Origin of the sequence: Fibrobacter sp. UBA3629 (assembly GCF_002374005.1) — a bacterium.
In the GTDB taxonomy this organism is placed as follows: Bacteria; Fibrobacterota; Fibrobacteria; order Fibrobacterales; family Fibrobacteraceae; genus Fibrobacter.
Map to the genome: position 1 here is coordinate 62621 of NZ_DFLC01000007.1, position 13727 is coordinate 76347.

The 13727-nt window shown below is 54.4% G+C and carries 11 protein-coding genes; 9 read left to right on the top strand and 2 right to left on the bottom strand.

Annotated elements, in window-relative coordinates; genetic code table 11:
• The first annotated feature begins 36 nt into the window (after positions 1-36).
• The 3 genes from B2310_RS02405 to B2310_RS02415 all read left to right on the top strand — a co-directional run bounded on the left by B2310_RS02405 (position 37) and on the right by B2310_RS02415 (position 4928).
• On the top strand, positions 37-900 hold the full coding sequence (locus B2310_RS02405) for a DUF4423 domain-containing protein (protein ID WP_173382563.1): 864 nt from the start codon (positions 37-39) through the stop codon (positions 898-900).
• Positions 897-2102: a hypothetical protein gene (locus tag B2310_RS02410; protein WP_290726194.1), complete on the top strand. Its 1206-nt coding sequence runs from the start codon at positions 897-899 to the stop codon at positions 2100-2102. Before B2310_RS02405 ends, B2310_RS02410 begins: the two co-directional genes overlap by 4 nt.
• A gap of 147 nt (positions 2103-2249) precedes the next feature.
• A complete protein-coding gene (locus B2310_RS02415; RefSeq protein WP_290728424.1) occupies positions 2250-4928 on the top strand; it encodes a beta-L-arabinofuranosidase domain-containing protein in 2679 nt (892 codons plus the stop codon).
• A gap of 7 nt (positions 4929-4935) precedes the next feature.
• Here B2310_RS02415 and B2310_RS02420 read toward each other — a convergent pair whose 3' ends face one another.
• Both B2310_RS02420 and B2310_RS02425 read right to left on the bottom strand, forming a co-directional pair.
• Positions 4936-6597, bottom strand: coding sequence for a right-handed parallel beta-helix repeat-containing protein (locus B2310_RS02420; RefSeq protein WP_290728426.1), 1662 nt, complete (start codon positions 6595-6597; stop codon positions 4936-4938).
• Positions 6598-6667: 70 nt separating this feature from the next.
• On the bottom strand, positions 6668-7555 hold the full coding sequence (locus tag B2310_RS02425; protein ID WP_290728428.1) for a LysR family transcriptional regulator: 888 nt from the start codon (positions 7553-7555) through the stop codon (positions 6668-6670).
• Between the two features lie 176 nt (positions 7556-7731).
• Between B2310_RS02425 and B2310_RS02430 the strand changes: the two genes are divergently transcribed.
• From B2310_RS02430 to B2310_RS02455, 6 genes are all read left to right on the top strand, one after another.
• Complete coding sequence (locus B2310_RS02430) at positions 7732-8286, top strand: FISUMP domain-containing protein (RefSeq protein ID WP_290728429.1); 555 nt, start codon at positions 7732-7734, stop codon at positions 8284-8286.
• Between the two features lie 35 nt (positions 8287-8321).
• On the top strand, positions 8322-10001 hold the full coding sequence (locus B2310_RS02435; RefSeq protein WP_173365205.1) for a putative transporter: 1680 nt from the start codon (positions 8322-8324) through the stop codon (positions 9999-10001).
• A gap of 111 nt (positions 10002-10112) precedes the next feature.
• Positions 10113-10409 carry a hypothetical protein gene (locus tag B2310_RS02440; RefSeq protein WP_173365204.1) on the top strand — a complete coding sequence of 99 codons (297 nt, stop codon included), beginning with the start codon at positions 10113-10115 and terminating at the stop codon, positions 10407-10409.
• Between the two features lie 19 nt (positions 10410-10428).
• Positions 10429-11340 carry an ABC transporter ATP-binding protein gene (locus B2310_RS02445; protein ID WP_173382566.1) on the top strand — a complete coding sequence of 304 codons (912 nt, stop codon included), beginning with the start codon at positions 10429-10431 and terminating at the stop codon, positions 11338-11340.
• Entirely contained in the window at positions 11327-12130 is an 804-nt protein-coding gene (locus tag B2310_RS02450; RefSeq protein ID WP_173365202.1) for an ABC transporter permease, read from the top strand. Before B2310_RS02445 ends, B2310_RS02450 begins: the two co-directional genes overlap by 14 nt.
• On the top strand, positions 12127-13725 hold the full coding sequence (locus tag B2310_RS02455) for a type IV pilus twitching motility protein PilT (protein WP_290728433.1): 1599 nt from the start codon (positions 12127-12129) through the stop codon (positions 13723-13725). Before B2310_RS02450 ends, B2310_RS02455 begins: the two co-directional genes overlap by 4 nt.
• The last annotated feature ends 2 nt before the right edge of the window (positions 13726-13727 follow it).

Here is a 13727-nt window from a genome sequence, read left to right on the forward strand (position 1 = left end):
TATAAATGGGATGAATGTCTTTTCGAGAATGCGCCTATGTTGAACATCAACGAAATCAGTGATTACAGGGACCTGCTCAAGAATTACTATACCCAGCGCAAGCTGGAGATGCCGCTGTATTCCTACAAGATGATGGGTCAGAAGCTGGGGCTTGAGACGAGCCAGATCTTTCGCGTGTTGAACAAGGAACTTCACCTGCCGAACCATAGCATTCCCCTGGCGAAGGACCTGTTGGACCTGAAAGGGCGAAATGCCGAAATTTTTGAGATCCTGGTGGCGGCGGCCAAGGCGAAATCGCAGTCGAAGAAGGAAAAGCTCTATAAGATGGCGCTTTCGCTACAGGATGTGGACTTGCGCAAGTTCAGCGCGAGCGAATACCTGTTCTTGAGCAAGTGGTGGATTCCCGTGGTGCGTGCGCTGATCGAGATGAACGGAGGCCATGCCGAAGTTCCCCGCTTGGTCAAGCAGATTTCTCCCACCGTTTCTGAGGACCAGGTACGCGAGGCCATCGCGGTACTCAAGGACTTGAAACTGATTACGCCCTTGGCCCCGGAACGCTATGCGGCGACAACGGCAAACTTTACATCGGCGGGGTCAGCCACGAAGACCGCGGCCATCCGCAGTTACCAGAACCAGCTCCTGGCGCTCGCCCAGAATGCCCTGATAGCCGTGGAACCTGCAAAGCGGAATATTTCTTCGTTGCTGGTGGGCGTGGACGACGAGTGCTTTGATGACTTGAATGAAATGACCCTCGAATTCAGGCGCCAGGTGCAAAAGAGAGTTGCCGAAGTGAAGGAAGCCAGTCGCGCCATGCAATTCGTGTTCGCCTTTTATCCGGTTGCCGAGATTTCTAAGGAGCCCAGGGGCTCGCAGTCTAAAAAGGTGGGGGTGAAAAGATGAAAAGGCTGCTTTTACTCCTTGCTGTTTTCTTTGCGTTCTGGGCGTGTTCCAATGAAAAGGATATTGCCGGAATCAGTACCGTTGAAACGGAAAACGCCTTCTTGATTCAAGTTGTTCGTGAAGATTCGTTGCCGGCGGCAAACGTGGTGGCGCGTATGCGTTCCGCCGATTTTGTCCGGAGCGTAGATGCGGATTCTGCGAAGGCGGAATTTTTCAATGAATATGTGACGGATTCCTTGGGCTGTATCCGTATCGGTAGCCTTGCGGTCGATGTGGCGACCCTCGAAATTGTGGATAGGGGAGAAGGCCTGTTTAGGAAGATTTCTGCGGAAGATGTGCAGGACGGGGATTCCGTTCGTTTCGTCATGGAAAAGACGGGAAACCTGCGGGGAAAAGTGTATTTGCCCGAAGACGTCGATTACGCATGGGTTCAGGTGTATGGAACGGATCGCCTTGTAAAGACCGATAGCGAGGGCTTCTACGAGATGGATTCGCTTCCGCCATCCGAATACGGCCTGCGCGTCATTGTGGGCGATAGCGTTGTTGAACATTCGGCGAAAGTTGTTGCCGCCGAGGAGATTCGCGCGAATGTCTGCGCGTTTGAACCGGATTCTGTCAAGGTCCTGGACTTCGAATATGCGGATGCGCAGTTTGTTATCAAGGAACTCGGTATCAGCGATGCGGGCTACATGTCCGCTACGGATACGAGCGTGAAGGTAACCCCCGAAGTGGCGACTGTGCCCGAGACTCGCGAGGATATTGCGGAATTTATCGTGGAAGCCGGAGCGGGTCGCGAAGGGAACGCCATCCACTGGGAATCTTCGGCAAAGCACGGCAACTGGTCGTTCTATGGAATCTGGGTTTGCAAGGAGGAATCTCCGTGCGACCTGTCTGCTATTGATTCCATTGTCTTCTATGCCCGTGGAACCGGGGTCATCTCGATTGCCCTTGAAACCTTGGGAAGTTTGAACACAGAAGGAAAAACCTTGGCGTATGACACGCTTGCGACAGACGATGAATGGAAACGGGTCTGCATAAAACCGTCAAATTTTAAACCCCGCGATGACCTATATGGAAATCTCGGTTGGGATGTCATCAGCAAGGCGGTGACAACCATTTCGATTGCCGCCTACGACGATACGGAATTCTGGATAGATGACATAGTGCTTTATGGCGTAAAGCCTAGCGATTTTCGTCCCTGACTTCGTTTTTCCCGGTTTTACACCGGGAATTTTTTTACGCATTTTTGAAATTTTGTCAAAAGAAAAAGGATTGGAGGGGGTGAAATCCATAGGGTATGGATTTAATTTTTGATTGGTTGTCTGGATATAGGGAAAGGATGGTATAAGATGTTTGGTTTCAAGACGAGGCGGCTTGCCTTCATTACATTCGCTGCAATGTGCGGCTTCTTTACACAGGGCTTTTCACAAGACCTGCTTTACCCCGACATGTTCGCTCTGGGCGACGTGCAGCTGCTTGACGGTCCACTCAAGGAACGCCAGGACCTGAATGTGGAAACTCTCCTGAGCTACGATGTCGATAAGCTGATAGCCCCGTTCTACGAAGAGGCGGGAATGAAGCCGAAAGCGTCCAAGTTTTCGAACTGGGCGGGGCTTGACGGGCACGTGCTTGGACATTACTTGAGCGCCCTCGCGATGCACTATGCCGAAAGTGGCGACGAGCAGGTGAAGGAGCGTCTGGAATACATTTTGAGCGAACTCAAGACCATCCAGGACTATAATTCTAGGGATAACGATTTCAAGGGCTACATCAGCGGCGTGCCCAACGGCAAAAAGATGTGGCTCAGCATGAAGGGCGGGAATGCGGGCGCGCAGAACGGCTATTGGGTACCCTGGTACAACATCCACAAGCTCTATGCGGGCCTGCGTGATGCCTACATCTATGCAGGCTACGAACAGGCGAAGACGATGTTCCTGGCGCTTTGCGACTGGGGCCTTACCATTACGGGTGGGCTCAACGACTCCAAGATGGAATCGATGCTCGGTACGGAACACGGCGGCATGGCCGAGGTCTATGCCGACGCCTACGCGCTTACCAAGAATGCGAAGTACTTGAACGAAGCCAAGCGCTGGTCGCACAAGTGGCTTTTGAACGCGATGGCCGCAAATAACGACAACCTCACGAATGTGCATGCGAACACGCAGGTGCCGAAGGTGGTTGGTTTTGCCCGCGTTGCCGAACTCACGGGAGACCAGACTTATGTGAAGGGCTCCGAGTATTTTTGGGACCGCGTCGTGAACAGGCGTAGCATCGCGATTGGCGGCAATAGCATTTCGGAACATTTCCCGGCGCTTGACAACCACAAGAAGTATGTGGAAGAACGCGAAGGACCGGAATCCTGCAATACCTACAACATGCTCAAGTTGACAGAACGCCTGTTCAGCATGGATCACGATGCCAAGCAGGCGGATTTCTACGAACGCGCTCTATTCAATCATATCCTTTCGACTATTCACCCGAAACACGGCGGATACGTTTATTTTACGCCGGCACGTCCGCGCCATTACCGCGTCTACTCGAAGGTGAATGCTGCCATGTGGTGCTGCGTGGGCTCGGGCATGGAAAACCCGGCCAAGTACAGCCAGTTTATTTATACGAAAGACGCGGACAATCTCTACGTGAACTTGTTCTCGGCATCGCTTCTGAACTGGAAAGACAAGAAGGTGACCATCAAGCAGGAAACGGCATTCCCGAAGGGCGAAAGTGCGAAGTTTACCATTACGGGTAGCGGCAGCTTCGACATGAAAATTCGCCATCCGTATTGGGTGAAGGAAGACGCTTTCAAGGTGATTGTGAACGGCGATACCGTGGTCAAGAAATCCGACCCGTCGAGCTATGTGTCTGCGGGCAAATCCTGGAAATCCGGTGACGTAGTCGAGGTGCTGTTCCCGATGTACACGCATGTGGAAGACCTTCCGAATGTCTCTGACTACGTGGCTCTTTTGCATGGTCCGATTGTTCTCTCCGCAAAGACGGGGACGGCGAATCTGAACGGCCTTGTGGCCGATGACGGACGCTGGAGTCATATCGCATCGGGAGCGCTTGAATCTTTAGATCAGGCGCCCATGCTTGCGAGTAAAAAAGAAGACATCCCCTCGAAAGTGGAACCCGTGAAGGGAGAGCCGCTGCACTTCAAGGCGCCCTACCTGTTTGCTGCCAAGAAAGATGCAAACCTATTGCTGGAACCTTTCTACGAAGTGCACGATGCCCGCTATATGATGTACTGGATGGTGCTTACCGACCCCTCTGTTCTGGAGCGTTTGAAAAAGGAACAGGAAGAGGCTTTGGCGCTCGACGAGAAGACGGTCGACAAGGTGGCGCCTGGCGAGCAGCAGCCTGAAGTGGACCACAAGATGAAAATCGAGAATTCTACGTCGGGAACGGCTAACGGCGAGTTCTACCGCGATGCGGGCAAGTGCAGCGGTGGCGACGGCGGCCTGATTAGCTACGAGTTCGAAACCAACAGCGAGGATTCCCTAAGCCTGATGGTGCGCTACTGGGGCAACGAGGGCTGCACCCGCATATTCGATATCAATATCGACGACGAGAAACTCGTGACCGAGACGATTTCGAATCGCTGGAACAAGAACGAGTTCGTGAACGTGACTTACCCGATTCCGGACAATATGGTGAAGGGGAAGAAGATTGTGCGCGTCTCGTTTACGGCTAGTTCCGGCATGGTGGGCGGCATTTACGGCGTGCGACTGCTCCGCAACAAACCGAAGCCCGAACCGGTGTCTATTGCTGCGAAAAAATCTGTCCGCCCCGACCTGAAAGCGCGCGTGATGGGTGGAGAATTGCAGATTGCTTCCGGAACAGCGCTTTCTCAGGGATTTGCTGCAAGGATCTATTCGATGGATGGCCGTCTCGTAAAATCCGAGGCGCTCCCTGCAGGGCAGAGTACCTTCAGTATTGGCATCTCCGACATGAAAAGCGGCATGTATATCCTAAAAATCCAGCGTGACGGCTATAGCTACGCTTCTACGATTTTCCGGAAGGAAAAGTGAGGAAACCTCACTGCTTGATGATTACCTTGCGCAGGGTCGAACCTTCCTGCACGAGGTAGGCGCCGGGGGCTTTCATCGTGCTGATGAGACGGCCCTGTAAGTCGAAAATGAGCGCGGCGCTGCGGCCGGTGCGCAATGCGGGCGAATGGTCTTCGCGGGGCATGGCGATGGAGGCGGCACTTTCCGCGGTGCTGGAGGAACTCATCCCGTATTCGAAAGCACCCAAGTCAGGTGCTTCGCCCACAAACGGGAATCCGAGATCTTCGCCCTTGTCGATGGCGCGGCTCCCCTTCTTGAGTTTCAAGAAGCCCACGTCGGGCAAACTTCCGTCGGCGTTGCGCGGGCCCAAGATTCCCGCGATGGTCGAGAGGTCCTTGCCGGTCACGGTCATGCTCGGGTCGTCAAGACTTTCAAAATCGTCGACCGTCAGGTCGAGTTTCAGGTTCCAGGTGTTGTTCTCGCCGGCGGGGCATTCCACGTAATGGTCGATGTTCTGGCTCGGTATATACTCCCAGCACTCCCCGACTTGAGAATTCTTGTTCGGGAAGGCGATGTTGTTCTTGAGCACGTGCGCGTTGTCGCCGGTGAGGGGTGCCACCTCGGCAATGCGGTTCCCTTCGGAATCGAAGAGCGTCGATGCCATGGCAAATTCGCGGTCCTTGTTCATGTACGACGTGTTGTTGAGCCACTTGCTGCCCACACCGGTGTAATTCGCGTAAAAGCCCGTCGCCTTGTTTTTCCAGGCGGCGCAGAACTTGATGGTATGCCGCCCGCCGCCGAGGGTGCTTTCGCCCATCTTGATGCCGTGCCCGTTGCCGTTCTTCGGGTTACCTAGCCCGTAATCGCTGTAGCCGTTCCCCATGGCGTAGCAGTTCTCCAGCACCACGGGGAATTCCTGGTTGATGAAGTCGAAACCGTCGTCGCTGTTCCACCAGGCGCGGCATCCGATGAACTTCGTGGTATCGCCCTCGCCCGGCTTCTGGTAATGCGCGCCGAAGCCGTCGGCATTTTCGCCATCGCCCTGCCAGCCCAAGGGGTCGTAGTTGTCGTGTGCATCGCAATTCAAGAAGATGTGCCCGCCGCCATCCGGTGCGCCGTCGTTCGCGAAGAATCCGGGGCCCGCATTATGGTGGCTGTCCATATTTTCCAAAAAGATATGCTTGCTCGCATAGAGGAAAACGCCGGAATTGGAATTGTGCTTCATGGGCGTGTTACGGACATCAAAACCCTTCAAGTGCAGATACTTCGCCGAAATCACGATGGGCGACGTGTACATCGCTCCCTCGGGCGTGCCGTCGCTATGGTCCGTGCCTGCGGCCACGGGGAGGTTCGCACCGTCAAAAATCGGACGCTCGCCCGGGTAGGCCAGGTAATGGATGCGTTTATCGTCGCTCTCGCCACTTGCAGTAAGGACGATTGCCGCGGTCATCCTGTACCGCTCGAAAAAGACCGTATCGCGCAGGTCATAGATGCCACCGCGAATCCACACGGTATCGCCCGCGTGCACCACCTTGTTCGCCTTGTTGAGCGTCGCGAAGGGTTTGTCCTTTGTGCCCGCCGCACTGTCGCTTCCGTCGGTCGCCACATAATACACGGCACCGAACGCCTGAGCCGCCGCGAATGCGAGCGCGAATGCAAATGCGTAACTGTTCACTTTTTTCGAGCGCATGTTTCGCTTCCTTTTTTTGAGTCCGCCTGAACTCCGATGCGAATCCCTATGCATCTAAATATATACTATTCTACGGGCGTCTTCTGCTCTTTGCGATATGTCCGGTTAAAAATCGGAAAAATTTATCGCAACGGGTGTTGTCCTGCTTGTTTCGGCGTATCGTAATGACGATGTCTCGCTTGAATTCTGCATCGGTTATCCGGAGCAGGCGAATGCGGCGGTTGTTTACGTGCCCCCACGAGAACTCTGGCCAGAATCCCACGCCGATTCCGCCTGCGATTGCGTCTTTTACGGCAAGCGCATTGTCGCTTTCGAAAATGATGTGTGTCTTGAATCCGACGCGTTCGCAGTATTCGTTGCAGATATTTCGTAGTTGCTTTGAACCATAGAGCCCGATGAAGTTTGTCCCGGAGAGTTCACGCAGCGAGATGCTGTCGCGCTTGCGGTATTCGGCCGTGTTGGGGACGGCGAGGTATATTTTTTCGGTGCAGATGAAATTTTCCTCGTTTTGGTTTGCTTCTTTCGTGATGGCGGGGGCTTTTGCGTAGGTGCGTACGCAGATATCGTATAGGGTTGTCTCTTCGTTCTGCACGAGATTGAATCTCAGGTCGGGATTGCTTTTTTTGTAGAGGATCACGGCGTTGGTAACGAGTGTCGAAGCGGCGAGGACATTTAGATTTATGGTGAGGGCGTCTTCGTTCGCCAATGCGCGGAGCTGTGCGGGAAGCGCCTCGATGTCGTCGTAGAGGGGCTTGACTTTCCGGTAAAAGTATTCCCCTGCTTCGGTGAGCTTGATGTTTCTTCCTTGCGTCCTGAAAAGTTTCACGCCGATTTCGTCTTCGAGTTTGTGAAGGGCGTGGGTGAGTGCCGGTTGCACGATGCATAGTGTCTTTGCGCTCTGCGTCACGTGTTCGGTGCGTGCGACTTCCAGAAAGTAGCGGATGTGCGTAAGTTCCATAATTCGGTCCTTTGGAGGTCTTCTTGTCGATTCATCAAAAAATTTGATGAATTAAATATAAATAATCTATTAGACAATATGAATTGTCTATTCTAATTTTGAGCCCGAAAACAATAAAACCCGCCTTCGGGCGGTAACATCCGCCTCCATGCGGTAACAACATAAGGAGTTGTATCATGAAAAAACTGATTGCCGTCACAGCCATTGCATGCATCGCTATCGCCATGAGCGCCTGCCAGGACAATCGAGATTGCACCTATAGCGCAGACAGGCACACCCTCGCATGCCCCGAAAAGACCTATGCCACTATTGACAGGGGAGGAAAGACCTGGATGGCAGAAAACCTAGATGTCTATAGCCCAGACTCCAGCGTCTGCTACGACAACAATCACGACAACTGCGTGTCCATGGGCCGCCTTTACACCTGGAAGGCGGCTTCGGGGTCTGTATGCCCTGTTGGCTGGCGACTGCCGACTCAGCAGGAGTTCAAGGATGGATTTGGCGATGCGTCTGTGGATGATCTCAAGAAGGCGGATGTTTTCAACATGCAGTTCGCGGGCTTCGAATACTATGATGGCAAGTTCGCCGACAAGGACGCAAGTGCTAGCTTCTGGACGGCCGAAGCCTATGATGATTCCAGGGCATACATGGTGCGTGCTACCGATTCGGGTGTCGCCTACGAGCACTTCAACAAGAACATCTTTGCTTCTGTCCGCTGCGTAAAAAACTAATCTTCGCATAACAAACCATCAACCGCGAGTTCCCAATGACCTGGTTAATAGACCTATTTACAAAGCCTTCGGTAGGGCAGCAAGTTGTAGTAATCGCGTTTACCGCCGCTATCGGCCTCATGGTCGGAAAAATCAAGGTCAAGGGAATTAGCCTTGGCGGTGCGGGGGCGCTCTTTGTCGGTATCCTCCTCGGGCATCTCGGGCTCCGCGTAGAAGGAAACGTGCTCCATTTCATTCAGGAATTCGGCCTGATCCTGTTCGTCTACACCATCGGCATGCAGGTGGGGCCCGGGTTCATGGATTCCATCCGACGTCATGGTCTCGTGCTGAACGTGCTTTCGGTCGGAATTGTGCTGCTCGGCGTGCTTGTGACTCTTTGCCTCTACTTCTTTACCGGCATGCATGACAACGTCCCTGTGCTTATCGGGATGCTCTGCGGTGCCGTGACGAATACGCCGTCGCTCGGTGCTGCGAATTCTGCATTTGCTGCGGCCGGGGTGGATACCTCTCTTACGGGAATTGGTTACGCGGTTGCCTATCCCTTTGGCGTCATCGGCATCATCTTGGTGATGATTCTGATGCGCGTCATTTTCAGGCAGGACCCGAACAAGGCTGCCGAACGCTATACCGCCGATATCGCCGCGAATAGCAAGGAAATAGTATCGTGCAGCCTCACAGTCGATAACCAGAATTTGTTCGGAATACAGCTGAAGGAAATTCCGGACTTGATTTCGAGCGGCGTCGTGGTGACGCGCTTGCTGCGAGGCGAGAATATCTTTACCCCGAACGGGAAAACGGTGATAGAGCGTGGCGACAAGATGCATATTGTGGGAATGCCGGAAGCGGTCGCTGCCATGGAAAAGATTATCGGCCGGCGCCTTGAAACTCCCATCACCAAGTTCGCATCGGATCCGGCAAAACCGATTCAGGTGAAGACGATTCTCGTGACGAACAAGAAGGTTCTCGGGCGTACTATCGGTTCGCTTGCTCTTGCCGAACGCTACGGCGTGAATGTGAGCCGTGTGACCCGCGGGGGTATCAAATTTACGGGTCGCCTCGACTTGCGCATCAAGTTTGCAGATAAGTTAATGATTGTCGGTTCCGCCGAAGGTATCGAGGCTGTTGCGAAGGAACTGGGCAATTCTCTCACGGCGCTGGACCATCCCGAAATTTTACCGGCGTTCCTTGGAATATTCCTTGGCGTCATTGTCGGGAGCATCCCGCTTGCGATTCCGGGAATGCCTACGCCATTGAAACTCGGCCTTGCGGGTGGTCCGCTTGTTGTTGCAATCCTCCTGAGCCGCAAACGCAAGATTGGTCCCCTGAATTTCTTCATGGCGAACAGCGCGAACCTCATGCTCCGCGAATTTGGCCTGACTTTGTTCCTCAGCTGCGTGGGTCTCAATGCGGGTATCCGGTTCTTCGATGTGCTGTTGAACGGTGATGGCCTCTATTACATGGGGCTTGCTGCCCTTATCACGTTCCTTCCGCTCGCGGTAATGGCGTGCGTCGGGCATCTTGTGTTCAAGGTGAACTACCTTTCGCTCTGCGGTGTGCTTGCTGGAGCCACGACCGACCCCCCGGCACTTGCTTTCGCGAACAGCCAGGCGGACAGCGAGGCTGTAAATATCGGCTATGCGTCCGTCTATCCGTTGACCATGCTGTTGCGCATTCTAAGCGGTCAGGTGCTTGCGATTCTGCTCCTCGCCGCTTGATAAGACCTTATTTCGACCCGTTTCGCAAGGGACGGGTTTCCTTGTTTACGATAATTGTGTATTTTTCACGAAAAAGGCGCTGCACCGCGAGGTGCGGTTTTTGAGGTATATATGCAAAAACTAGTTATCGTGACTTTTGTGCTTCGTGCGCTTGGATTTGTGCTCGTTCTCCTGAGCCTGTTCGGGCACGACCTGATTCTGAACGTATTCCCCGGTCTTGAGGGAATGTCCATCAACCCGATCTTCTATTCGGGTATCGGTGTGTATTTTGTGGGTGCGCTGATTTACTTCTTTGTGAACAAGAAGCGCCGTGCCGACCGTCGCCGCGAAGAAATCGCGGAAGCCGAACAGCGGGCCTTCCAGAGTTCCGCCAGAGGACAGGACCAGGACGGTGGTCAGGACGCATAGGTGAATTATGGGTGATTTGATGATACAGATAGAACATTTGCACAAGACCTACCGCAGCGGGTTCTTGATGAAACCGAAGCCTGCGCTCAAGGACGTGAGCTTCAGCGTGGAACCTGGCCAGGTCTACGGCTTTATCGGGCCGAACGGGGCCGGCAAGTCCACGACCATCAAGGTGCTGACGGGTCTTTTGAATTTCGATTCGGGCAAAGTGCTCGTGAACGGAATCAGCCCCCGCGATGTGAAGAGCCGCCGCTTTATCGGCTATTCTCCGGAGCAGCCCTATTTTTATGATTACCTCACGGGCCGCGAACTCTTGCGCTTTTACGGAACGCTCGTCGGACTCGATGGCGCAGAACTTGACAAGCGCATCGCCTGGGCGCTCGACCTCTTGCACGCGAACAAGGACTGGATTGATCGCCGCCTGCGTTCTTACTCCAAGGGCATGATGCAGCGCGTGGGCATTGCACAGGCGATTCTCGGCAAGCCGAAACTCTTGATTCTCGACGAGCCGATGAGCGGGCTCGACCCGATGGGCCGCCGCGACGTGCGCGAGGCCATACAGCAGCTGAACCGTGACGGGGTGACCATTTTCTATTCGAGCCACCTGCTGAGCGACGTGGAAAGCATTAGCCACAAGGTCGCGATGATCGTGGATGGCAAGATTGTGCGCGAAGGTACGGTCGACGAGATTACCGAGTCGTGCGGGGTGGAATACCACGTGCGCACCCGTAAGGCGATTCTCGAGAGCGACCTGCCGCAGGGAGTCTCGCTTACGGGACACCCCGAAGAATTTGTGTGCGAAGACGATAGCGCCCGCGACCGCCTGCTTGCCTTCTGCCTTGCGAACGGGATTGCGGTCGAAAAGATGGACCACAAGCGTCCGAGCCTCGAAGACATTTTGACGGAGGAAATTGCCCGTGCAGACGCTTAAGCATATTGCAATCATTGCGCACAATACGTTCCGCGAATCCATACGCGACAAGATCCTTTACAACATCGTGTTCCTCGCGATTGCGCTTACGCTTTTCAGTATCGTGCTCGGTGAATGGTCGGTGTTCGACCGCGCCTACGTGATCAAGTCCACGACGCTTTCGGTGATGAGCCTTTCGGGCCTCCTGATTTCGATATTCGTGGGCATCAGCCTCGTGCAAAAGGAAATCCAGCGGCGCACGGTGCTCACGCTGCTTTCGAAGCCGATTAGCCGCGTGACGTTTATCGTGGGCAAGTACTTCGGTCTTCTGGCGGTGGTGGCGGTTCATCTCACTTTGCTGACCGTTATCTACTATGTGATGCTGTTCCTCACGAACGCGGAGCCCACAGCAAGCCTGCTCCTTGCCATCTACCTCATCTTCTGCGAGATGGCGGTGGTGATCGCAGTGGCGCTCCTGTTCAGTAGCTTCAGCAGTACGGTACTTTCGGCGCTCTTTACGCTTGGCGTGTATTTCGCAGGCCACTTGAGCAACCAGCTCCTGGAACAGGTGCGCTTTGCGAGCCGCATGGGCGAGATGGGAGATGCCTCGACGGCGCTCTTCGAAAAGGCGGCTGTCGTGATTCACGCGGTTTTCCCGGGACTCTATCGTTACAACGTGACGAGTTACGTGGTGCATGGGCTTGCACTCCCGGATCTGTATTTGTTCTGGAACACTGTATATGCGGTTGGCTATGTGGGGCTGTTCCTCGCAATCGCTAGCTGGTGGTTCAGCCGGAGGGATTTCTTATGAGAAACCAGTATATGGCAAAGGTCCTCGTTCACAACAAGGTGGTGACGCAGGAACAGGTTGATGCTCATTGGGCCGAAGCGAACGACCAGGTCGATATCGGCCAGGTGCTCGTGAATGCGGGGCTCTTGCAACAGGCGATGTATGAGAAGGTCCTTGCTTTCGTGAAGAACCTGGAAGCAAAAAATGCGGCTGCGGCTCCGGCAAAACCCACGCACGCTGCACCTGCGGCTCCCGTACCTCCGGTGAAACCTGCGGCGTCGGCTGTCGCGAAACCGGCTGCTCCTGTCGCTCCGGAATCTGCTCCAGAAGAGCCCGCCCTGCAGATCGAGGGCAATAATATCTACGGCGAATCGTCTTCTTCGAATATGGTGGTCGAGAAGGTATCGGGCCTCGAATCGACGAGTATCTCGAACATCGGAATCTTGACAGAAGCCGAGGCTATGGCGGCTGAGGGCGAAGATGGAGAGCTGCCGTCGCGCTTTGCGGTTGTTTCAGGCGAAGGAAGCGAAGTGTCGGCGCCCGAGACTCTGCTTACAACGATGAGCCTCAAGAAGGTGATGGCGTATGCGCGCAAGTTCGGCGCCACGGACATTTTCCTCTTCGCGGGCCGTCAGGTGATGATGCGCCAGTCCGGTTCGTTGTTCCCGGTGACGGAACAGTCGCTCGACAAGACGCGCGTGACGGAGTTCCTTACGGAGGCTTCCTCCGGTTTCGCCGATGGGTACCAGGTGGTTGCCGGCAAGAATTTTAGCAAGACGTTCGGTCTTCCGGGCGTTGGCCGTGGCAGGATTTCGGTTACGTGGGATGATGTGAATCCGAGCGTGTCCATCCGCGTAATCCAGAACGAAGCGGTGTCGTTCGATAATTTGTTCCTTCCGCAGTTCTGCCAGTCTTTTGCTGACTTGCCGAGTGGTCTGGTCCTGATTGCGGGGCCTTCGACAAGTGGGCGGTCTACGACGATTGCGACTTTTGCCGAGATGATTGCGGAAAGGCGCCCGTGCTATATCCATACGGTAGAACGCCCCATAGAACGCCTGCTCAAGAATCCGAACGGAGCACTTGCTCAGAAGGAAGTCGGTCTCCATGTGAAGACGGGCGTCGCGGGTATTGAGCTTGCTCTTCGCGATGGTGCGGATGTCATCTGTTTTGACCATCTGGAATCGATGGAGGAGCTGGATCTGCTTCTTCAGGCAGCCAACGCGGGCGTACTCGTGTTTGCGGTAACGGGCGGAAACAACATTCACGCCCTGCTATCCAAGCTGCTCGTCTCTGTCCCTGAATCGCGGAGGAATTCCTTTGCCTGCACGCTTGCCGACCAGCTGAAGGGAGTTATCGTGCAACATTTGGTGCCGGTGGTGCAAAATCAGGGACTCGTGCTTGCGTGCGAGGCGATGCGTGTCACGTCTACGGTGGCGAACATGATCCGCAAGGGAGACCTTTCTCAGCTGGCGCAGGCGATTAGCAGCCAAAAGGACCAGGGTATTACGCTCGATGATTCTTTGCAGATGTGTGTAGAATCGGGCTATATCGATGGCGCAGAGGCATGGAAGCGTGCCTACGATAGCCGCCGTTTTGCGGCGTATAAGCCGGCTTAAGG